Source organism: Bacteroides pyogenes (assembly GCF_014196225.1).
GTDB classification, from domain to species: Bacteria; Bacteroidota; Bacteroidia; order Bacteroidales; family Bacteroidaceae; genus Bacteroides; species Bacteroides pyogenes_A.
The window spans coordinates 41033-63921 of record NZ_JACIDI010000016.1; the positions used below are offsets into that span (position 1 = coordinate 41033).

At 48.2% G+C, this 22889-nt stretch carries 21 protein-coding genes, 1 tRNA gene and 1 pseudogene; 6 read left to right on the forward strand and 17 right to left on the reverse strand.

The features are described 5' to 3' along the window. Nucleotides 1-554 precede the first annotated feature (554 nt). From recN to dnaN, 4 genes are all read right to left on the reverse strand, one after another. Nucleotides 555-2216 carry a DNA repair protein RecN gene (recN, locus tag GGR07_RS10630; protein WP_021646248.1) on the reverse strand — a complete coding sequence of 554 codons (1662 nt, stop codon included), beginning with the start codon at nt 2214-2216 and terminating at the stop codon, nt 555-557. Nucleotides 2217-2229: 13 nt separating this feature from the next. After that, nucleotides 2230-3426: a bifunctional phosphopantothenoylcysteine decarboxylase/phosphopantothenate--cysteine ligase CoaBC gene (coaBC, locus tag GGR07_RS10635; RefSeq protein ID WP_021646249.1), complete on the reverse strand. Its 1197-nt coding sequence runs from the start codon at nt 3424-3426 to the stop codon at nt 2230-2232. 29 nt (nt 3427-3455) lie between these two features. Further along, complete coding sequence (locus GGR07_RS10640; protein WP_021646250.1) at nt 3456-4235, reverse strand: 3'-5' exonuclease; 780 nt, start codon at nt 4233-4235, stop codon at nt 3456-3458. Nucleotides 4236-4409: 174 nt separating this feature from the next. Next, on the reverse strand, nt 4410-5534 hold the full coding sequence (gene dnaN / locus GGR07_RS10645; protein WP_021646252.1) for a DNA polymerase III subunit beta: 1125 nt from the start codon (nt 5532-5534) through the stop codon (nt 4410-4412). Between the two features lie 152 nt (nt 5535-5686). On the opposite strand from dnaN, the gene GGR07_RS10650 reads away from it, so the two are divergent. Further along, nucleotides 5687-6061 (forward strand): DUF3127 domain-containing protein, encoded by a 375-nt coding sequence (locus tag GGR07_RS10650; protein ID WP_021646253.1) that lies wholly within the window; start codon nt 5687-5689, stop codon nt 6059-6061. A gap of 521 nt (nt 6062-6582) precedes the next feature. Here GGR07_RS10650 and GGR07_RS10655 read toward each other — a convergent pair. From GGR07_RS10655 to GGR07_RS10675, 5 genes are all read right to left on the reverse strand, one after another. After that, nucleotides 6583-8133 (reverse strand): DUF3352 domain-containing protein, encoded by a 1551-nt coding sequence (locus tag GGR07_RS10655; RefSeq protein WP_034543627.1) that lies wholly within the window; start codon nt 8131-8133, stop codon nt 6583-6585. An 87-nt stretch (nt 8134-8220) separates the two neighbouring features. Next, a complete protein-coding gene (locus GGR07_RS10660) occupies nt 8221-8979 on the reverse strand; it encodes an MBL fold metallo-hydrolase (protein ID WP_034543628.1) in 759 nt (252 codons plus the stop codon). A gap of 6 nt (nt 8980-8985) precedes the next feature. After that, on the reverse strand, nt 8986-9975 hold the full coding sequence (gene murB / locus GGR07_RS10665; RefSeq protein WP_034543629.1) for a UDP-N-acetylmuramate dehydrogenase: 990 nt from the start codon (nt 9973-9975) through the stop codon (nt 8986-8988). 92 nt (nt 9976-10067) lie between these two features. Continuing rightward, a complete protein-coding gene (locus GGR07_RS10670; RefSeq protein ID WP_021646258.1) occupies nt 10068-10916 on the reverse strand; it encodes a DUF4348 domain-containing protein in 849 nt (282 codons plus the stop codon). Beyond that, entirely contained in the window at nt 10913-11869 is a 957-nt protein-coding gene (locus GGR07_RS10675; protein WP_021646259.1) for an NAD-dependent epimerase/dehydratase family protein, read from the reverse strand. Before GGR07_RS10675 ends, GGR07_RS10670 begins: the two co-directional genes overlap by 4 nt. Nucleotides 11870-12005: 136 nt before the next feature. On the opposite strand from GGR07_RS10675, the gene kbl reads away from it, so the two are divergent. Beyond that, a complete protein-coding gene (gene kbl, locus GGR07_RS10680) occupies nt 12006-13190 on the forward strand; it encodes a glycine C-acetyltransferase (protein WP_021646260.1) in 1185 nt (394 codons plus the stop codon). A gap of 117 nt (nt 13191-13307) precedes the next feature. Further along, complete coding sequence (locus tag GGR07_RS10685; RefSeq protein ID WP_021646261.1) at nt 13308-13721, forward strand: DUF2721 domain-containing protein; 414 nt, start codon at nt 13308-13310, stop codon at nt 13719-13721. A 60-nt stretch (nt 13722-13781) separates the two neighbouring features. Here GGR07_RS10685 and GGR07_RS10690 read toward each other — a convergent pair whose 3' ends face one another. The 8 genes from GGR07_RS10690 to hisH all read right to left on the reverse strand — a co-directional run bounded on the left by GGR07_RS10690 (nt 13782) and on the right by hisH (nt 20529). Further along, the gene (locus tag GGR07_RS10690; RefSeq protein WP_021646262.1) at nt 13782-14261 is read right to left on the reverse strand and encodes a ferritin; all 480 of its coding nucleotides are present in this window, start codon (nt 14259-14261) and stop codon (nt 13782-13784) included. 117 nt (nt 14262-14378) lie between these two features. Next, the gene (gene lysA / locus GGR07_RS10695) at nt 14379-15542 is read right to left on the reverse strand and encodes a diaminopimelate decarboxylase (RefSeq protein WP_021646264.1); all 1164 of its coding nucleotides are present in this window, start codon (nt 15540-15542) and stop codon (nt 14379-14381) included. 72 nt (nt 15543-15614) lie between these two features. Continuing rightward, nucleotides 15615-16934 (reverse strand): aspartate kinase, encoded by a 1320-nt coding sequence (locus GGR07_RS10700; protein WP_034543630.1) that lies wholly within the window; start codon nt 16932-16934, stop codon nt 15615-15617. A gap of 13 nt (nt 16935-16947) precedes the next feature. Next, the gene (locus GGR07_RS10705; protein WP_021646266.1) at nt 16948-17673 is read right to left on the reverse strand and encodes a cell division ATP-binding protein FtsE; all 726 of its coding nucleotides are present in this window, start codon (nt 17671-17673) and stop codon (nt 16948-16950) included. Continuing rightward, nucleotides 17658-18266 carry a bifunctional phosphoribosyl-AMP cyclohydrolase/phosphoribosyl-ATP diphosphatase HisIE gene (gene hisIE / locus GGR07_RS10710; RefSeq protein WP_021646267.1) on the reverse strand — a complete coding sequence of 203 codons (609 nt, stop codon included), beginning with the start codon at nt 18264-18266 and terminating at the stop codon, nt 17658-17660. Before hisIE ends, GGR07_RS10705 begins: the two co-directional genes overlap by 16 nt. A 10-nt stretch (nt 18267-18276) precedes the next feature. Continuing rightward, on the reverse strand, nt 18277-19071 hold the full coding sequence (gene hisF, locus GGR07_RS10715) for an imidazole glycerol phosphate synthase subunit HisF (protein ID WP_021646268.1): 795 nt from the start codon (nt 19069-19071) through the stop codon (nt 18277-18279). A gap of 54 nt (nt 19072-19125) precedes the next feature. Next, nucleotides 19126-19845: a 1-(5-phosphoribosyl)-5-[(5-phosphoribosylamino)methylideneamino]imidazole-4-carboxamide isomerase gene (gene hisA / locus GGR07_RS10720; RefSeq protein WP_021646269.1), complete on the reverse strand. Its 720-nt coding sequence runs from the start codon at nt 19843-19845 to the stop codon at nt 19126-19128. Between the two features lie 93 nt (nt 19846-19938). Then, nucleotides 19939-20529, reverse strand: coding sequence for an imidazole glycerol phosphate synthase subunit HisH (hisH, locus tag GGR07_RS10725; protein ID WP_021646270.1), 591 nt, complete (start codon nt 20527-20529; stop codon nt 19939-19941). Between the two features lie 342 nt (nt 20530-20871). Here hisH and GGR07_RS10730 point away from each other — a divergent pair. From GGR07_RS10730 to GGR07_RS10740, 3 genes and pseudogenes are all read left to right on the forward strand, one after another. Next, nucleotides 20872-20945, forward strand: a tRNA-Asp gene (locus tag GGR07_RS10730). A 241-nt stretch (nt 20946-21186) separates the two neighbouring features. After that, nucleotides 21187-22424 (forward strand): annotated as a pseudogene (locus tag GGR07_RS10735) (site-specific integrase). A 6-nt stretch (nt 22425-22430) separates the two neighbouring features. Then, a complete protein-coding gene (locus GGR07_RS10740) occupies nt 22431-22805 on the forward strand; it encodes a hypothetical protein (protein ID WP_021646273.1) in 375 nt (124 codons plus the stop codon). Nucleotides 22806-22889 lie beyond the last annotated feature (84 nt).

Consider the following 22889-nt stretch of genomic DNA (forward strand, 5'->3'; position numbering starts at 1 on the left):
ATGGCTGCGAAGCTCCCCTTTCACCTCTTTCGAGGCCCCGGCAGACGAGTTGCTTTTGTTTTTTCTTTTATATTCCATATATTTATATCCTTAATTTTGTTATTATTTCACTCTCACCGGACCATATTTGTCCGCGCCCTCTCAAAGCGTTGTTCTTGCGGCAGGCGGGTTCTCCGGCTACCGTAAGCAAACTCCCGGCTTTCAGCAGGTTGAAAGGAAGATCATTATCACCTCACTGCAAATACATCGCCGGCAACATCTTACATCGGCTTTACACAAAGGGGCTCCCGCTTTCAACAAAAAGGAGAGTCAGTCTCAACTCACTGCAAATACCTGCCTGACAACATTCTGCATCAGCTCCTCCGAAAGACTTCCCGCTTTCAACAAAAGGAGAATCAGCTTTAATTCACTGCAAATACCTGCCTAACAACATTCTGCATCAACTCCTCCGAAAGACTTCCCGCTTTCATCAAAAGAAGAAGCCGGCCTCCTCCCCTCTGCATACGAACCCGGAATCTGCGAAAAAACATATCGCTTTTGAGGACTTTCAATCCCTAACCGAGTTTCAACAATGCTCTCGCGTTATCGAGCGCGGCGTCCATCAGCGTCGCCCCGCTCAGCATGTGCGCAATTTCCTCTACCCTTTCTTCATCGGTCAGCCTGCGGATATGGCTATTTGTTTCCGTATCGCTGTCTTTCTTATATACTTTGTAGTGCGCTGAGCCCCGCGCCGCTATCTGCGGCAAATGCGTAATACTGATCACCTGACGGTTGCTGTCGCCCATCTCCTGCATAATATCCGCCATGCGGTCGGCTATCTCGCCGGAGACTCCGGTATCTATTTCATCGAATATGATCGTTGGAAGCTTCACGGCTCCCGCAATCATCGCCTTGACGGAAAGCATCACACGAGCTATCTCGCCCCCCGAAGCCACGGAAGAGATATTCTGCAACAAACCGTTCTTGTTGGCAGAAAACAAAAACGCCACCGTATCCTCCCCCTGCATGCCGGGCTCTTTCCTGAGTCCCATCTCCACTTGGAAACGTACGTTGGGCATACCCAACGGAACGAGCCGGGCAGCCAACTGCCTCTCCGCCTCACGGGCAGCTTCCGTGCGGGAGCGAGTCAGCAACGCCGCCTGCGCCTTCACTTGTCCGTACTGCGAGTCGCGAAGCGCGGTAAGCTCCGCAATGCGGTCGTCATACGAAGTGATGTCCGACAACCTCTTACGGTATTCGTCCGCCAGCGCCATCAACTCCTCCAGCGTTTGCACCCGGTGCTTCTGCTGCAACGAATAAATCAGGTTCAAACGTTCGTTCGCCTCTGCGAGCCGTTCGGGGTCGAACTCCACATTCTCTGCCCGTGACGATATTTCCTGCGAAAGATCTTTCAGTTCGATGTAAGCACTTTCCATACGCCCGTGCAATTCTTCGGCGGGCTGATACACTTTCCGCAAACCATGCAGTATGTTCAGGTTTTCCTTCAACAGAGAAAGCATCCCTCCCTCATCCGAAGCGAACATCTGTTCAATGCCGTAAAGCCCCGCCTTGATTTCTTCGGCATGGCTCAGCAATTCCACCTCCTGTTCCCATAATTCCTGCTCCCCTTCCGTCAAACGCGCTTCATCGAGCTGCTCCAATTGGAAACGGATATAATCCTCGTCCGCCCGGTTCTGTCCGGCAAGCGCATGCAGTTCCGCCAATTCGCGCTCCGTCCGCTTCCATTCTCCGTACAGCGAACGGTATTTCTCCAACACGGCGTCATTGCGCGCCAATATATCGAGCACATTCAACTGGAAACCCTCCTGATTGAGCAACAGGTTCTGATGCTGTGAATGCACATCGACCAAAAGTTCGCCCAACTCCTTCATCTGTGCCAGTGAAGCCGGCGTATCGTTGATGAACGCCCTGCTCTTGCCGGAAGCCTGAACTTCGCGGCGCAAAATACACTCCCCGTCGTACTCCAGCTCGTTCTCTTCGAAGAAAGGACGCATCCCGTAGGCGGAAATGTCGAAACGCGCCTCGATGACACACTTCGACGCACCCAAACGGATGGCTTTCACATCGGCACGCTGGCCGAGCAGTAAGCCGATAGCTCCCAGCATGATGGATTTTCCCGCTCCCGTTTCGCCCGTAACAACCGAAAAACCGGAATCGAAACCGATATCCAGCTTTTCTATCAACGCATAATTTTGGATGTATAATGAACGTAACATACACTCTGCACCGTTATAACGACTTTACCAAACGGTCTATAATATCCCGCGCCACTTCTTTTTTGCTCTTCAAAGGATAATCCGTCCGCCCCTCCCTGTCGATGATGCTGATGCGGTTGGTATCGTGCCTGAAGCCCGCGCCCGCATCGTTGAGCGAATTGAGCACGATGAAGTCGAGGTTCTTGCGCTCGAGCTTTCCTTCGGCGTTCCGCTGTTCGTCATCGGTCTCAAGGGCAAAGCCCACCAGCAGTTGATTTTCCTTTTTCTCCCGTCCCAGACAGGCGGCGATATCCTTTGTCGGCTGAAGATGAAGCGTCAGCTCTCCCTCCTTTTCCCGTTTTATCTTCTTACCCGCTGCCTCAACGGGGCAGAAATCCGCCACTGCGGCGCAGAGAATAGCCGCGTCCGACTCCCGGAAATGCTCCGAAGCGGCTTCGTACATTTCGGCCGCCGACTCCACATCTACCCGGCGAATGCGCGAATGACGCGCCTGCATCTGCACGGGACCCGCAATCAACGTTACGTCGGCTCCGCGACGGGCACACTCTTCGGCGAGGGCAAAACCCATCTTACCGGAAGAGTAATTACCGATAAAGCGGACAGGGTCTATCTTTTCGCAGGTCGGACCTGCCGTAATCATCACCTTCTTGCCTTGCAATTCGGGCGTGGCGGAGAAAAATTCATCCAGAACACGGATGATGTTTTCGGGTTCCTCCATCCGCCCCTTTCCCACCAAGTGGCTGGCCAGTTCGCCCGTACCCGGTTCGATGATACGGTTACCATAAGAACGCAGTGTATCGAGATTCTTTTGTGTGGAAGGATGCGCGTACATGTCAAGATCCATAGCCGGCGCCACGAACACGGGCGCTTTGGCTGAGAGATAAGTCGTAATCAGCATATTGTCGGCAATTCCGTTCGCCATCTTGCCGATGGTGGCTGCCGTGGCAGGCGCAATCACCATCGCGTCCGCCCATAAACCCAGATCAACGTGGCTGTTCCAAGTCCCGTCGCGCTGAGCGAAAAACTCGCTGATCACCGGTTTGCTCGTCAACGCCGAAAGAGTAATGGGCGTTATAAATTCTTTTCCTGCCGGAGTAATAACGACCTGTACCTCCGCGCCCTCCCTAATGAGCCCGCGAATAAGGTAACAGGCTTTATAAGCGGCAATACTCCCGGAAATTCCGAGAATGATCTTTTTTCCTTTAAGCATTTTCAGTTCGCAGTTTTACGTTCTCCGGTTCATTTCGTAATCAGATTGCTCATTTCACGCAAACGTATCTTCGTAAGCATCGCCTTCGTGTGGAGCGTAAAGTCGCTCCCCAGTATCCACCCGTAATATCCGGGATCTTTCTTCAACACCTCGGCTACGGGCATTCCCTTGTACTTTCCGAAGTTGAATACCTCCACCCCGTTGTCATCGTAAACCATCCGTCCGGCAAAATCCACATTCCGCGTAAAGTTGGAGTACTCCGCCAGAAACGCCATATCGTTCTGAAGTTCGGGATAACGGTCGAGCTGGGCTTTCAGCACCTCATAGGTCGCTCGTGTATCGGCTTCCGCCGTATGGGCGTCTTCCAGACTCTTGTTGCAGTAAAACTTATAAGCGGCGGAAAGCGTGCGTTGCTCCATCTTGTGGAAAATGACCTGCACGTCGATAAATTTACGCTTCGACATGTCGATGTCCACTCCCGCACGCAAGAACTCCTCCGCCAGTACGGGAATGTCGAAGCGGTTGGAGTTGAATCCCGCGAGGTCGCACCCCTCTATATCCCGGGCAATGTTCTTCGCTACGGCTTTAAAAATGGGGCAGTCGGCCACATCGGCATCATAAATGCCGTGTACGGCGGAGGCTGATTCCGGAATAGGCATTTCGGGGTTGATGCGCATCGTTTTCGATTCTTCGTTGCCGTTGGGATATACCTTGAGATAACAGATTTCAACGATACGGTCTGTATTAATGTTGGTTCCGGTGGTTTCCAGATCGAAAAAAACAATCGGGTTCTTCAGATTTAGCTTCATATTCGGGTATTTGATTTTATGCTCTTATCAGAGCAACGCAGAGTTCCGCTAAAAAGGAAAGGCTCGAAAACGTATTTGCCGAACAGCGGCCAATCGCCTTTGCGCCGGAACTCCGGCGCCACTCCTTCTTGGTGGAACTCTGCGTCAGTTTATGAAAAATATTGTATAATACACTTAGTCATTCAACATCATCGGCATCAACAGCATCAGCAAGTCTTCGTTCTCTTCCTGTTCCACAGGAATGATAACTCCGGCGCGCGAAGGATCGGCAAGTTCGATCACGACCTCAGCCGCCGAAATATTATTCAGGATATCGATGAGGAAGGTCGATTTGAAACCGATGCTCATCGGAGTTCCGTCATACTGGCAAACCTGCGTTTCCTCAGCCGAAGTAGAGAAATCGATGTCCTGCGCCGAAATCACCATCCGGTTCTCCTGCAGGCGCAGTTTAATGAGGCTGCTAGCTTGTGAGGAGAATATGGACACACGGCGCAACGCTCCGAGCAGTTGGAGGCGGTCGATGGTCGCCTTATGCGGGTTGTTCTGCGGAATCACGGAGTTGTAGTTCGGATAACGCCCTTCGATGAGGCGGCAGACCATCCGGTATCTTTCGAGCATGAACACGGCGTTCCGCTCGTCGAACTCCACAACCATGGTTCCCTGCTCTTTCGGAAGCAGGTTTTTGAGCAGCGTGGCAGGCTTCTTCGGAAGAATAAACGCCGCACGTTCGTTCCCCTTGGCAGCCAGTGTTTTGCAGCGGACGAGCTTGTGTCCGTCCGATGCCACCATCGTAATATCTTCGGTCGTAATATCGAAATAAATACCGTTCATCACCGGGCGTAGCTCATCGTCGGCGGTGGCGAACACCGAACAGTTGATACCATTCATCAGCACCTCCGCTTCCATCTCCACGCGCACGGCGTTCTCTCCCAGAGAAGCCGCTTGCGGAAACTCGTCGGCGTTCTGCCCCATCAGGCTGTACTTACCGTTCTGATACCGTACGGTAATCTCGTATGTATCCGGATTGATATCGAAAGTCAGCGGTTGCTCCGGAATCTCTTTCAAAGCATCGAGCAACGTTCTCGCCGCTACGGCGAACCGTCCGCCGGTATCGCCATCGGTCACCTCCACCGTGGTCACCATCGTCGTTTCACTATCGGAGACTGTTACAGACAACGTTCCGTCTTCCAGTTCGAAGAGGAAACAATCAAGAATAGGCAGCGTATTTTTGGTGTTTATCACACGACTGACAGCCTGTAAATGGCTGGAAAGCGCAGTACTTGAAACGATAAATTTCATATATTTCCCGATATTTAAGTTTTAAATGTTCAATTGCACAAAGTTACGAAAAAAGATTCGGGCATCACAACAAAACGGAGAAAAAACAGCCATAATATCAAGGATATTCCCAAAAAATCGTAACTTCGCCGCAGAATATTAAATTTATTGCAATGGAATTTACTGGAAAAATTATCGCTATCCTGCCCCCGAGAGGCGGAGTATCAAAGACAAGCGGCAACGAATGGAAATCACAAGAATACGTTATCGAGAATCACGACCAATATCCGCGTAAAATGTGCTTCGACGTATTCGGCGCCGATAAAATCGAACAATTCAATATCCAAATGGGCGAAGAGCTGACCGTATCTTTCGACATCGACGCCCGCCAATGGAACGACCGTTGGTTCAACAGCATACGCGCATGGAAAGTAGAGCGTGTAAGCGCAGGCGCAAGCATGGATCCGGGCGCTCCGGTTCCTCCTCCGCCCCCTACCTCCGTTCCGGAATTCACTCCGGGCGACGAGAAAGACGATCTTCCTTTCTGATGTTTGCGCGGCAGGTCGGGTAAACACGAAGAAAAGTCTGCCGAAAGAAAGTGTTTTTGTCCGCCGGACGGTTGCCGCCTATCTGCACGGCAATCGCCCGGCGGATGCGTATAAGCGCTTCGCTTCCGTCTGCCGTTTACAAAAACAGAGGCTCCACCGATGCCAAACAGAGGTTCTATCGGGGCGAAACAGAAGCTCTGTCGAAAAGAAACAGGGCCTCTAATCGGGACGAAACGAAGGTTCCAACAAGGTGAGACAGGTCTGCAGCAACGAATCGGAAGCTCCGCCTGAGCGAAACAAGCAGCAACCGGAGAGTCGACGAGCCTGCTTTGCGGTGACAAAACGGAAGTCTCACTATCGGAGAAATCAGGCATATACCGGACAGTCTTCGGCTTATTGGAGACAAAGCAGAAGTCCCACCCGAACGAAACAGACTCTCTCCAAACGTTTGCGGCACTGCGCCGAACGGCTGCGGGTAATCGGGCGCAGGAATTTCGGCCTGCGGCGTACACAGCTCTGCCCTACTCCGCCTGATACTTCAAAACAATGTTCGGATACACCATCCCGTCGGAACAGCTAATCTGTCCGAAAAGCAGGAAGTTGCGGAAGAAGTCGGCATTGCGGAAAAAGAAATCGGGCACAAGATGAATCTCCTTGTCAAACCGGCGGAACACTTCGGTCAAATCGGCCATTACGATGAGTTGGTACGAATCCGACAGACCGTCCATTCCCGCCCGATAAGCCGACGACTCATCCAGGACTTCGCCATGTTCGAGCATACGGACATACTCCGAAAGGCTTTCTTCATCCGGCGCCAGCAACAGGCAATCGTCATGGAGCGTAGCGTAAACCTCCGATACCCTGTCGGCGAAATGGGTCAGTTGGCCCAGAAACTCCGTACACGACAAGCGGTAGACCGGATAGTACCTCCCTTGATGATAGAAGTAGCGGATACGGGAGGGCTTCTCCATAAACGACCTCAGGAAGTTGTCCGCATCGGCTACATCGGGCATGGAGAGGCTCGACAGCATAGCGCATCCTTTCAAAGTGTCCGTTCTCTGGAAAAGACATGTAAAAAGCTCCTGCCCATCCTCGGCCGTCAGGTGCGACAAAAGTTGCCCGTGCCGGATCCGGCTGTCTTCACGCAAATCGGCCAGCAATTCTTTCATCTTTCCGTTTTGGGCGGACAAAGAAGTCCAGTCACTGACTCCCTGTTTGACGAAATAGAAAGCGGTGGAAGGTATTTTCTTTCCGGGAAATCCCTTGACAGGCTCCTGCCTGTTGAGCATGTGGATAAAGGTAAAGCAAGAGTCGGGCTGCGGAGTGGTTCCCGACAAGTAGATAAAGTCTTCCTTCAGCTTCATGTCGAACTCCGTCCACCCGATCACTCCGTTCAAGCGGGCATAGAGGGTGGCCGTCGAAGTACTCTTTTTAGGCGTGCATACTTTCCTGAACTCGGGGTCGGCAGCCAGCGAACGTCCCGCCTTATACGCGTCGATCACTTCTTCAACCAGCTTCTTCTGGTAGCTCACAGCCAGAAAGTCAGGCTTCAGGTAACAAGCCAAAAAATCGCCGTCAATCATCGGGTAGATCACAATATCTTCACCCTTATAACGAAATGTTTTGGCAGGATAAGACGAGGACATGTATTTCCGTATAAACCTGCCGATCAGTTCCGAGTCTCCTTCGCCCAGTGTACAGTAGAGCACCTGATTGCGATCGTTGTCCGGCTCGTGGAAACTGATGATGACTTGGCTCATCTGCCGGCTCAATCCGTGCGGGGTATCCTCGGCAAGCGTATTTAGATAGCTTTTAAGATAAGAAAAGAGTTTGGACACACGAAGGTATTGCTGGTTTTTGCTGCACGCCAGCCCCTCGATTTCGCCGACAAGCTCCGCCGCGTCGTCCGTCATCAACACCACAGCGGCAGAAGGCGGAACCAGAGAGAAAAGATTGAAATCTTTATTGCTTTCGGCGGCTGAAAGCCTGAAGAAAGAATACAGGACGAAACCTGCGCACAAAAGTACCACAGAAGAAGTGATTGCTATTTTCACTATCGTACGAAGTTTCATGACGCTCTTGATTATCTTTATCGACTGTCGGACAAAAATAATAAATTCTACAAACAAAACAAAACTTTTGCAAAAAAAGATTAGCCATCAGAGATGAATTTCCAAGCCGTCGGATGCCAAGCATACATTTTCGGGGAGCATTTTCATTACTTCGGCATGCAATCCCATATCATGGCCCATGTGTATAAAATAAGTTTTGCGGGGGCCGATACGCTCCACCACCTCCAATGCCGTCTCCAAATGCTGATGAGTGGGATGGGGCGCGGCACGGAGTGCATTCATTATCAGAATCTCCACCCCTTCCAGCAATCGGCAAGAGTTCTCAGGCAGCGTCAGCATGTCTGTGATATACGCCATTTTGCCTATGCGATATCCCAAGATGGGCAAACGCCCGTGCATCACACGCAAAGGCAAAACCTCCGTTCCACAGACAAGGAAAGGCTGTCCAGGCTTTATCTTTTTCAGAAAAATATCGGGCACACCGGGATAATGATGATCGATGAAACAATAGGGCATACGCAGGGAAAGGGCCCGCGCAACACTGTCCTCCGCAAAAACGGGAATCGGGCCGAAGCGACAGAAGGGGCGCAAATCGTCCAATCCGCCTACATGGTCGTAATGCTCGTGGGTGATAAGCACGGCGTTTATCTTTTCGAAAGGCATGCCAAGCGCTTGTACCCGAAAGTCGGGGCCGCAATCGATGAGGATGCGGGCATCTTCCGTCTCCACAAGAGCGGAAGTACGCAACCGCCTGTCTCTGGGGTCGTTCGAAGTACAGACAGCGCAAGTACAGCCAATCTGGGGTACGCCTGTCGATGTTCCGCTTCCCAATATCCTGATTTTCATTCCTCGTCAAATAAAGTTTACCTCCGGATGAATTTCGATTCCGAACTTTTCGAAGACGGAAACCCGTATGGCATCCGAAAGTGCCACGACATCGCTCCCGCTTGCCCCGCCGAGGTTGACCAGCACCAGCGCCTGTTTATCGTGCACAGCCACCGGTCCCAACGCTTTTCCTTTCCAGCCGCAGCAATCGATCATCCAACCCGCTGGAATCTTCACCCTTCCGTCTTCCAAGTCGTAGTAAGGCATCTGCGGATATTCCTTCTGCAAGCTTTTCAGTTTCTCACGCCCTACGACCGGATTCATAAAGAAACTTCCGGCATTTCCCCTCACTTTCGGGTCGGGCAGTTTGCTCTGCCGTATATCTATAATCACCTGACGGACGACAGGCAAAGAAACTGCCGGGTATTTCGCCAGCTCCTGCCGGATACTTCCGTAATCGAGCATATAGCGTTCCTCTTTGCCGAGCCGGAAGTGGACGTATGTGATAAATACGGGTTTGTTTTCGGGACGTTTGAATATGCTGTCGCGATAGGCATAGCCGCATTCCTCTACCGGGTAAACGCGCTCTTTCCCATTGATATCGACTGTTTCCACAGATGTGATGAGGTCTTTTACCTCCACGCCGTAGGCTCCGATATTCTGCACCGCGCTTGCCCCCACTTCTCCGGGAATGAGCGAAAGATTCTCGGTCCCGTACCAGCCTTTCGCCACGCAGTAGGCTACGAAATCATCCCAAACGACTCCGGCCCCTACTCTCACCTCCACATGCTTTTCCGTCTCTCCGGTCACCTCGATACCTTCGATGCGCGAATGGAGAACCACCCCGTCATAGTCTTTGGTAAAAAGTAGATTGCTGCCGGCGCCTATATGCAGAAAAGGGGTTGTAACACTCCCTCCGGAGATGTGTTTCTTCAGCTCTTCCACCGAAGCGTACTCCAGAAAACGGGCGGCATTCGCATCGATGCCGAAAGTATTGTGAGGTAATAGAGAATACATATACAGATTATAAAATGATTATACAAGATTATAAGGAAGCCGTGCTGCCGGGATTACACCTGCACAGCTTCCCGCTATTTTCTTTCCAGACACTAAATGCTGGTATCTTCGAACTTATACAGTTCCCACCCTCCGTTTTTCCGACGGAAATAAAGGATATTGGAGAATCCGTTTCCGATGCCTTTCAATGCAAGGATTTTAATGGGCGATCGGTCGTCATTCCGTTGCCCGTAACTTATGTTAGAAAGACGTTCGGTAGGCAATTCGGGTTTGAAAGCAAACCATTGGTTCAAATCGAGCGTGGTTTCCAAAATGGAGAAATCATCGTCCGGATCGGTAGTGACAAAAGCCAACGGCTTTTGTACACGCTGGCTCTGGAAAAGGCTGTCGGAGGCAAAACGGGCGAAAAACTCCACGAAACCCTCGCCTTCGCCCCGCTCAGCCGGACGCATGTTGACGGCTTCGAGTATCCACGCTCCCTTGATGCGTTCGAAATAATACCTCTTCACCATCTTCGTTGCCATAAAAATCCATTCCACCTGCACGGAAGTGAGGGACGTATCTCCCACCAAATCCATATCTTCTTCTCTGTCGAACAAGAGCGTATAGTAACTTTGTCCGGCAAACAAACTGTCGTGCTTCCAATACCGTTCCTCTATCTTAATCTTCTCGTCGCCCTTGTAATAAGACAAAGGAAACTTTATCCGCTTACGCTGCAACTCGTCATCGGAAGCAAAATTGTAAATAAAATCGTCGAAAGACTCGTCCGCCTCCGTCGGCTTCGGTTCTTCAGGCAATTTCTGTTGGCGGACGGTATCGGCCTTATGCCGGATAGAGTCCACCTCACGGGTAATAGATGCAAAGGGGTCGACGTTTGCTTTTTTGTTCCCGCAGGCAACAAGAAAGCCCAACATTGCAACCCCTGCAATTATTTTTTTCATTGTTTTAATTTGGCACTTAACTTTTCAAGCATATCCACCGTCATACTTTCCAAATCGTAAGCCGGCTTCCACCCCCATTCTTCACGGGCGCAAGTATCGTCCAGGCTATCGGGCCAGCTATCGGCAATGCGTTGTTTCAGCGGATCCACATCATAGATCATCTCAAAATCGGGTACATGCTTTTTGATAGCCTGATAAATGGCTTCCGGGTCAAAACTCATGGAGGCAATATTGAAAGCATTGCGGTGTATCAGTTTCGACGGATCGGCCTCCATCAGCATAATCGCCGCGTTCAGCGCGTCGGGCATGTACATCATATCCATCAAGGTGCCTTTTTGAATAGGACACACAAATCTTTCCCCTTTCACCGCAGAGTAATATATGTCGACTGCATAATCGGTCGTTCCGCCTCCCGGAGGAGTCACATTGGAAATAACGCCGGGGAAACGCACCGCCCGGGTATCTACTCCGTATTTATTGAAATAGTAATCGCTCAGCAACTCTGTGGTCACCTTGGTGATACCATACATTGTCCCCGGCCGTTGAATGGTATCCTGAGGAGTTTTGGTATGCGGGGTACTTGCACCGAAAGAGCCGATGGAGCTCGGTGTAAAGACAGCGCAATTCTGTTCGCGCGCCACTTCCAGAACATTCCACAAACCGTCGATCCCTATTTTCCAAGCGAGCTTCGGTTTCGATTCGGCAACTACCGAAAGCAAGGCGGCCAGATTGTAGACAGTATCGATGCGATATTCTTTTACCACCTTCGATATCATTTCTCCATCTGTAACATCGACAACCGCCGACGGCCCCGAATCTTTCAATTCGCCCTTAGGCTCTGCTCCGGGTATATAACCGACCACAACATTCGTGTTCCCATAGCGGTGACGTAGTTCCATCGTCAGCTCCGATCCAATCTGTCCGGTAGCTCCAATAATCAAAATGTGTTCCATTCTTTCTTTGTACTAAAGATATTAAGCTAAAATAGTGCACAAAGTAAATACTTTTTTTTCAGATTTAAATCAAAAAGATATTGTTTATTCCAATAAAAATAGTGTCCTTTGCATATAACTTAATAACTCAAACACTATGTACGGTAGAATGCAGAAACATCTCAGTCAGACACTGGCTGAAATAAAGGAAGCCGGGCTTTATAAAGAAGAACGGACCATTGAAAGTTCACAACAAGCAGCAATCACTGTAAAAGGAAAAGAAGTGCTGAACTTTTGCGCTAACAATTATTTAGGTTTATCCAACCATCCCCGCCTGATCAAAGCCTCGCAAGAGATGATGGACCGCCGCGGATACGGAATGTCGTCCGTCCGTTTCATCTGCGGTACACAAGACATACATAAAGAGTTGGAAGCCGCCATCTCCGAATACTTCCGGACAGAAGACACGATTCTATATGCCGCCTGCTTCGATGCGAACGGAGGAGTATTCGAACCCCTGTTCGGCGAAGAGGACGCTATCATCTCGGACTCTTTGAACCACGCTTCCATCATCGATGGCGTACGGCTTTGCAAAGCGAAGCGTTACCGCTATGCGAACGCCGACATGCAGGATCTGGAAAGATGCCTGAAAGAAGCGCAAGCGCAACGTTTCCGCATCATCGTCACCGACGGGGTGTTCTCAATGGACGGTAACGTAGCTCCTATGGATCGAATCTGCGACCTTGCAGAGAAATACGACGCGCTGGTAATGGTGGACGAATCGCACTCGGCAGGCGTGGTAGGGGCTACCGGGCACGGAGTAAGCGAATTGTTCAAGACTCACGGACGTGTGGACATTTACACCGGAACGCTGGGCAAGGCTTTCGGCGGTGCATTGGGCGGTTTCACCACCGGACGCAAAGAAATCATCGACCTGTTGCGCCAACGCAGCCGTCCGTATCTCTTCTCCAACTCACTGGCACCGGGTATCATAGGTGCGAGCATCGAAGTTTTCAAGATGCTGAAGGAAAACAATGACCTGCACGACAAGCTGGTAGAGAATGTGACTTATTTCCGTGAGAAGATGACAGCCGCGGGATTCGACATCAAACCGACTCAAAGCGCCATTTGCGCCGTCATGCTGTATGATGCCAAACTGTCTCAGGTTTTTGCGGCGCGGATGCAGGAAGAGGGAATTTATGTGACCGGATTCTATTATCCGGTGGTTCCGAAAGAACAGGCTCGAATCCGCGTGCAGATTTCCGCTGGACACGAAAAAGAACATCTGGATAAGTGCATAGCCGCATTTATCAAGGTGGGCAAAGATCTCGGAGTGCTATAACGCGAAACTCCGGAAACATGAGCATACGGCAAATACGGGTGTCTCCCACTTTCGCCGTATGCTCATTATTAATGTATCCGCCGAAACTCATATCCAAACCTCAAAAAAACGAACTCAATGGAAGAACTTACCCTCACTACCCCCGCACTTCTTTTTTCGGCAGTTTCGCTGATTCTGCTGGCATATACCAATCGGTTTCTATCTTATGCGCAGCTGGTTCGGCAATTACGCGACCGCTACATGGAAGATCCCGCAGACATCACGGTGGCGCAGATCGAGAACCTGCGGAAACGCTTGAACCTGACTCGTACTATGCAAGGACTGGGCATCGCAAGCCTCTTCCTCTGTGTTGTCAGCATGTTTCTCATCTACATTGGATTGCAAATCTTTTCGGCCTACGTGTTCGGAATCGCACTGATCCTGCTGATAGCTTCCTTAGGAGTGTCTTTTCACGAAATACAGATATCTACCCGCTCTTTGGAAATCTATCTGGGAACAATGGAGAAAGGGCAAACCAAAAAGCGCAAATAAAAAACTGCCCAGAAATTCATCCGGACAGCCCATATAGATCATTCGTACTTTAACACCTCATCAACGCTGCGCCAACTGCGAGTCGACAAAGAAGATACCGGCATCGCCCGCCTTCTTAATCCTGTCGACAATACCTTGTACGGTAGCTTCTTCTTCCACCTGCTCCCGAACGAATCCCCACAGGAAGTCCTGAGAAGCCTTATCTTTCTCAGCTGCAGCAACATCTACCAACTTGTCTACCAATTCAGAGATGTGGCATTCGTGTTTATACACATGTTCAAACACTTCCAACGGAGTGCCCCAACCGGTAGGAACCACATCTATCTTGTCTATTTGGGCAGTACCACCGCGTTTGATAATATAATCAGCCATCGAACAAGCATGCTCTACTTCTTCAAAATATTGTTTTCTCATCCAATGAGCGAAACCGCTATAGCCTTCTTTATCGAAATAGAAAGACATTGACAGGTACAGGTTAGCAGACCACATTTCCATCGTGATCTGTTCATTCATTGCTTTTTGTAATTTTTCTGAAATCATAATCGTTTTTATTTTAAAATTATCAACAATTCCTTCGTCTGAACTAATTACAAAAGTAACAAGGTTTCAAAAAGAATTGTTTCATGTCGTTCTTTTTTTTAAACTACGTTCACATCTTTATATCATCAGCTCGGCAGAAGTATAGCTTTTGGGCAACTCCCGGCAATTGTAGCCGGAAGCCATCACTTCTCCGTAAGCTCCAGCAGAGCGGATGGCGATCAGATCGCCCCGCCTTACCTTATTCAAATCTATCGCCTTACCAAACACGTCGGATGTTTCGCAAACAGGGCCCACTACATCATACGCTTGCACAACATCGTCGGAAGTAAGATTCTCTATCTTATGATAAGCCTGATACAAAGCAGAGCGAATCAACTCCGTCATACCCGCGTCCAGGATGGCGAACTTTTTCTTCGTTCCCTGCTTGACATACAACACTTTCGATATCAATGAACCGCACTGACCGACAACAGATCGCCCGAGCTCGAAGTGCAACGTTTGATAAGGACGGAGCTTCAACTGCCCCGCATAAGTCGCGAAGTAATCTTTGAAGTTGGGAACGGCCTGGCGGTTAGGATGTGCATAATTAATGCCCAAACCGCCGCCGACATTGATATGCTCTACCAGAATACAACGTGCCTCCAACTTATCTTGCAGTTCATTTACCCTGTTGCATAAAGCAATAAAATCGCCCATATCCAGAATCTGAGAACCGATATGAAAATGAAGCCCGATAAACTTCACGTTCTTCATCTCCAAAGCTGTGTCGACAACCCGGTCCATATCTTCCATACTTATTCCGAATTTATTCTCGGCCAGCCCCGTTGTAATATTGGCATGGGTATGCGCTCCCACGTCCGGATTGATACGAAAAGCCACTTTCGCCACTTTATTCTGTGCGGCAGCCAATTCGTTGATTACTTCCAGTTCGGGAACAGACTCTACATTGAAGCAAAAGATGCCGTGCTCCAGCGCGAGATTGATTTCCCAATCGGCCTTGCCTACACCGGCAAACACAATCTTATCGGCAGAAAATCCAGCACGGATAGCGGCACGGATTTCTCCGCCACTCACGCAATCGGCACCCAATCCGCTTTCACGAATCACAGAAAGCAGTTTGGAATTGACGTTCGCTTTCATGGCATAATGCACTGCATAATTCGGATATTTGATTGTCTCCCGGTGAATGGCAGCCAGCGTATCACTCAGAACTTGTATATCGTAGAAATAGAAAGGGGTTTGCAAATCACAGAATTTATCAAGAGGAAATACTCCCTTCATCGCCCGAAATTTATTTGATTAATATAATAAGAAAGTACGGCAAAGTGCATTTCAAAAATTCCGCTACCGCAATCACTTATCATTAAAGAGCATATCGCTCAATGATTGCAGCGCTTTTTTCTTATCGCACTCACGGATAAGGAACGAAATATTATAATTGCTGCCGCCGAATGAGATCATCCGCACGGGAATATCTCTCATCGCATCCAACGCCCGGGCTTCAAAACCGACATTTTCCCATTCCAGGTCGCCTACTACGCAAACAATGCACATGTCCTCATCCACAGTCACCGTCCCATATTTCTTCAGGTCGTCGAGTATCTCATTCAGATGCTTCGTATTGTCTACAGTCACGGAAACCCCTACCTCCGACGTACAAATCATATCGATGGATGTCTGGTAGCTTTCGAATATCTCGAAAACCTTGCGCAAGAAACCATGAGCCAGCAACATCCGGCTCGATTTTATTTTGATCGCCGTAATGTTTTCCTTGGCGGCCACCGCCTTTATCTTGCCTTTTTCCGTATCGTTGGATATCAATGTTCCCGGAGCTTCCGGCGCCATCGTATTCAACAGACGCACGGGAATATTAGCATATTTGGCAGGCTGCACGCAAGTAGGATGCAAAATCTTCGCGCCGAAATAAGCCAACTCTGCGGCTTCTTCGAAGTGCAACTGACGAACCGGTGCTGTTTTATCCACAATCCTCGGATCGTTATTGTGCATGCCATCGATATCCGTCCAAATCTGAATTTCGGACGCACCTACCGCCGCGCCTATCAGAGAAGCCGTATAGTCGCTCCCTCCCCGCTGGAGATTATCGATCTCACCATATGCGTTGCGGCAAATAAATCCCTGAGTAATATAAATTTCCGTATCCGGATAAAGCTCCAGCTGCATGTTCAGTTTTTCCTTAATATAGACAGGATCGGGCTCCGCATTCTTATCGGTACGCATATATTCCAAAGCCGGCAACAACACAGAGTTTACTCCACACTCCTGCAAATAAAAGTTCATCATCGCCGTAGAAATCAATTCGCCCTGTGCCAGCACCACTTTCTCTTCAAATAAAGTAAAGAGGTCTTTGGTATAAGAGCGTATATAATCGAAATGAGCCTTGACGGTATCCATCCCTTTCTGTTTATACTCCCGAGTGGCGTAAAGCTCATCAACATGCTGCTTGTATTTAGCTTCCAGCTTATTGATAATCTCGTTGGCACCCTCCGGATTCTTCTTATACAGATAGTCCGAAATTTCCACCAATGTATTTGTAGTTCCCGACATGGCAGACAGAACCACTATTTTTCTTTCACCATCGGTAATCAATTTGGCTACTTCCTTCATGCGTTGAGCAGAACCTACGGAAGTTCCTCCAAACTTTAAAACTTTCATTTTCGTTACTGTTTTAATTATCTATATTTAAATCTATCTCTATGGTTTTCAACTCCGGAATATATTCGTCGGTCACATCGGTTATATAATGTTCCTTACAACAATATACCCTGCCGGGGTATTCTTTCAGCAACTGGAGGTTATGCGTAGTGATAATGACAGAAGATCCCGTCTCACAAATGTTATGAAGTATGCCGACAATAGCCCTTCCGGTCTCTGCGTCCAGATTCCCCGTCGGCTCATCGGCAAGGATGATCTCCGGCGAATTGAGCACAGCCCGTGCTATCACAATTCGTTGCTGCTCGCCGCCCGAAAGCTCGTTCGGAAGTTTATACCCTTTATTCGACATTCCCACCAATTGCAGTACTTCATCGATTCGGTCTTTCATCTCCTGCTTGTTTCTCCAGCCGGTGGCCCGAAGCACAAATTCAAGGTTATCATACACCGTACGGTCTGTCAATAACTGGAAATCCTGAAATACAATGCCCAATCTTTTTCTTAACTGCGGAATATGTTTCCGCTTAATAGAGCACATATCATACCCCAACACTTCCGCTTCGCCGCTCAGCACATCCAGTTCGCCGTACAAAGTTTTCAGCAGACTTGTTTTTCCCGATCCTACTTTCCCTATCAGATAAACAAACTCTCCTTTATGCAACTCCAGATTGACTTCCTTCAGCACACAAAGCTCCTGCTGATGAATCTCTACATCTTTATATCGAATCAATGTCTCTTCCATGTGTCACTGTGCCTGTCGCTCAACTCCCGGGCAAGGTCTTCGATACCATACCCCTTTGAAGCAAGTAATACAATCAAATGATAAATCAAGTCGGCTCCCTCATAAATCAATCGTTGATCGGTGCCGTTCGTCGCCTCAATCACTGTTTCCACAGCCTCCTCTCCTACCTTTTGCGCGATTTTATTTATTCCCTCGCGAAATAGGCTGGTGGTATAAGAACCTTCGGGCATTTCTTCACGGCGTTTATCGATAAAGTCTTGCAGCAGTTTTAAAAACATGACGGGTTCCTCATTTTTCTCCCCCCAACAAGTATCCGTACCCGTATGGCATACGGGGCCTGCCGGGTTTACCTCAATCAAAAGAGTGTCATTATCACAATCGGCCTTAACCGAAACTACCCGAAGAAAATTTCCGCTTTCTTCGCCTTTTGTCCATAAGCGTTTTTTGGAACGGCTGTAAAAAGTTACTTTCCCGGATTCCATAGTCCGGTCGTAAGCCTCCCTGTCCATGAACCCCAGCATCAGAACTTTTCTTGTCTCACTATCCTGTATGACAGCCGGGATGAGTCCATTCATTTTATCGAAATCCAGCATGCTATATTTACTATTTATAAATTACCGGTGATGAATCATCGTTCAGGCATTTTGTTCTTATCGGAATATTCTGTGCGCAAAGATAAGATTTTAAATCGGGAATTTTTATTTCTCCGAAGTGAAAAACGCTGGCAGCCAATGCTGCATCCGCTTTTCCAATTACAAACGCGTCACGAAAATGCTCTTTGGCCCCGGCTCCACCCGAAGCAATCACCGGTATAGACAGTTGCCCGGCTAAAGCAGCAAGCACATTGTTGGCATATCCGTTCTTTACCCCGTCATGGTCCATACTTGTGAACAGCACCTCTCCCACTCCCCGATCCTGCGCCTCTTTCGTCCATTCGCACAATTCCTTATCCGTCTCTATCCGCCCCCCGTTCAAAAAACATTTCCAACCCGAATCGGTTTGCTTGGCATCGACAGCCAACACACAAACCTGCGAACCGAAATGTTTGGCTATTTGGTCGATCAAGTTCGGATTACGAATAGCGGAAGAGTTTATGGATATTTTATCCGCCCCGGCATTCAGAAGTCGGTCTACATCGCCAAGTTCATTAATTCCTCCTCCCACAGTAAACGGTATATTTATATTGGCAGAAATCCGCCTAACCAAGTCCGTAAAGGTTTTACGCCCTTCATGTGTGGCAGTGATATCCAAAAAGACAAGTTCGTCGGCGCCCTGTTCGCTGTAAGTGCGCGCCAATTCGACAGGATCGCCCGCATGCCGCAAATTCACGAAATTCGTTCCTTTTACGGTTTGCCCATCCTTAATATCCAAGCAAGGTATAATTCTTTTTGCTAACACGGTTTTATTTACATTTTATATTTCATAAAAATAATCCGGGACATCCGGAACAACTTATAAGAAAACACGTAAGTCTTTCAAAGAAATGCGACCCTCGTATAGCGCCTTTCCGAAAACAACCCCGGACACCTTCATCTCATTCAAAGCAATGATGTCATCCACTCTGCCCACTCCCCCGCTGGCTATCAAATAAAGCTCTGGGAATCGTTCCAACACTTCCTTATACAGATCGACGGAAAGTCCTTTGAGCATACCGTCGCAATCTATATCGGTACAGATCACTTTACGGATTCCCTTATCCACATAATCCTCGAGAAACGGCAAAAGTTCACATTCGCTTTTGTCTTTCCATCCGTTCACTGCAATTTGGCGTCCCTTCACATCCGCTCCGAGGATAATCCTTTCACTTCCATAGACAACCAGCCAATGAGAAAAACGCTGAGGGTCTTTCACCGCTATACTTCCTCCGGTAACCATCTGAGCACCACACTCAAAAGCGATTCTCAAATCTTCATCGCTCTTTATCCCGCCGCCAAAATCAATGGCCAACGATGTATGCGTGGCGATTCGTTCCAACACCCGGTAATTTACGATATGACGAGAAACCGCCCCATCCAAATCGACCAAATGCAGCCTGCGGATACCATTTGCCTCAAACTCCTTGGCAACCTCCAACGGATCTTCATTATATACTTTTTTAGTATCATAATCTCCCTGAGAAAGGCGCACGCACTTCCCCTCGATCACATCAATAGCCGGAATAATTTCTATCATCTATACATCTATCATTTATACTGTTTTGATTCAATGGACCGTTCCTTCTTTTCTGCAAAATCTATTTTGAAAAAATCAGAAACCGGATCGCGATTACAAAGCCAGAAAATTCTTCAAAATCCGTTCGCCCGCTTCACCGCTTTTTTCGGGATGAAACTGGACTGCATAGAAATTGTCCTTATGCAAGGCTGCGCTGAACGGATGGATGTAGCCGGTCTCGGCAACGGTAAATTCACAAACCGGTACATAAAAACTATGCACGAAATAAACATACTCTTCGTATCCGAATTTGTCGAATAATCGACAGTTGATATTCCGAATGGTATTCCATCCCATATGCGGCACCTTGCCTTCATGCTTCTGCGGAATGAAACGCCTGACATCGGCACCTAAAATATCAAGACAATCGGTCCCTCCTTCCTCTGAATACCTGCACATCAATTGCATACCCAGACAAATTCCTAAAACCGGTTGGCGCAAAGACTTTATCAACTTGTCCAAGCCCGATGTCCGCAGATATTCCATAGTTGTTCCGGCCTCTCCCACACCCGGGAAAATCACTTTATCAGCAGACCGGAGCAATGCTTCGTCCGCTGTAATCAAAGTTTCCACTCCCAACCTTTTTAACGCACAATCAACCGACCGTACATTTCCGGCGTTATATTTCAATATAGCTACTTTCATGAGCTAAATATCATTATTTTATCATTATATATCACACACTCCGACCTATTCTGTTCGCAAAAATAACAAATTATTGTTAAATAATACACCCTTCAATCATAAAAAGTTGAAATAAACTCCAATAAATCTTCCGATCCGGAAGAAAACAGCCTTAAATCCCTCAGCCTATCACAAATCAAAACCAAAAAGTTTTTTCATAACAAAAACACTCAAAATGAGACAGTAAACTTTTACTCCATTTCCAGCCTAAAAAAGTTTCCTTAAAAAACACTTGCAGATTTACAAGAAATAACTATCTTTGCACCCGCAATCAAGAGAGATTACAAATGAACAAAACTTTTTGGTGCGTTAGTTCAGTTGGTTAGAATACATGCCTGTCACGCATGGGGTCACGGGTTCGAGTCCCGTACGCACCGCTTTCTTATGAAGTAAAATAAAGAAAAGTCCTGAAGTACAATACTTTAGGACTTTTCTTTTTCTCCAACACCACACCCAAAAGCCGCGGAATAACGCAGTTGGCACTGGCTTACCCGTTGGACTTTTCGGAGCCGAAAAAAGTCCAACGATTTAGTTTTGTTTTCGCTGATTATCAACATTTTGCATAGTCTGATTTGGAACAATACGATTTAACTTTGTACCACTAAAAATGCAAGAAGTATGGGAATTGAAAAAAGACGTAGTACACTGAGTGTGTTGTTTTACATCAAGCGGCAGAAGCTGCTGAAAAACGGGGAGGCTCCCGTCTGTATGCGTATCACCGTTGACAAGCGGAAGGCGGAGATTGTGATCAAGCGCAGTGTGCCGGTGGAACTCTGGAACCAGTCAAAAGAATGTTCCAAAGGAAAAGACCGCAGCTCGCAGGAACTTAACCACTACATAAATTCAGTCCGTGCCAGGGTATTGCAGATACACCGGGAACTGGAGATAGACAATAAGGTTGTTACGGCAGACATTATCCGTGACAGGTATTATGGAAGGGACAAGGTGCAATATACCCTTCTGGAGGTCTATGCAGACCATAATAAAAAGTGCCGTGCCCTAATCGGCAAGGAATATACCGAATCAACCGTAACTAAATTTGAAACCTCCATAAACAGGCTGAGAGAGTTTATCCGTTTCCGCTATCATAAGGATGACTTCTTTCTGAATGAACTGGACGGGCAGTTCATCCGTGATTTCGAGTATTGGCTGAAGACTTCCATAGGGTGTCGGAACAATTCTGCGTGAAACACCTGAAGAACCTGAAAAAAGTGATACGTATCGCATTGGCTAACGAATGGATAAAGAAGGACCCGTTCTATGGCATCCATTTCAGGATTGATGAGGTTAACGTGGAATTTCTCTCCAAAGAGGAGCTCGACAGGCTGATGGATAAGGATTTTGACATCAAACGGTTGGAGCAGGTACGGAATGTCTTTGCTTTCTGCTGCTTCACCGGCATGGCTTTTGCGGATGTCCAGCAACTTAGCAAGGAGCATCTTGTAAGGGATAATGAGGGTAATCTGTGGATTCGGAAAGCCCGCCAAAAAACAAAGCAGATGTGTAATATCCCCGTTATATCTCCTGCCCGCAAACTGATAGACAAGTATTCCAACCAACCGGATTGCGTAGCAAAAAATGTACTCCTGCCTGTGCTGAGCAACCAAAAGATGAATGCTTACCTGAAGGAAATAGCCGATATTTGCGGAATACAGAAACGGCTGACAACCCACGTCGCCCGCCATACTGCGGCTACCGTGGTATTTTTGGCGAATGAGGTGAGCATGGAGAATGTGGCAAAAATTCTGGGGCACTCCAATATCCGTATGACCCAGCACTATGCCAAAGTACTGGATACCTCCATCCTGCGTGATATGGGAAATGTGGAAAGAAATTTTTCTAAGAGACAAATATAGAAGATTATGGACAGAGGAATAATAACCATAAGTGACACAGGAACAGTTTTCATGCCCGCCATCTCCGTATGGATGACCCAACCTGAGATAGCAGATTTGTTCGGTGTGTATTGTTCGGATATCCGTAAAGCTATCCGCTCCATCTACAAAGCCCATGAGGCGGATGAACAGGAGACTATGCGATGTATAAGTAATGATGACCGGACAAGCATGGATGTCTATTCCCTTGAAATGGTAATAAACATCGCATTCCGATTACGCAGCCGGGAAAGTCTGTATTTTAGACAACATTTGATGAGAGTTCTGCATCCGGACAATAAAAATACCGATTGCCTGTTGCTCTATATGACAGGATATAAGGAAAGAATGCTATTTTCTTGAATCTTTGCCAAGCATAGCTTCCGGAGTTATTACACTTGAGGGGCATATACATCCGTCAGACAATGTATATGCCCCTCCTTATAT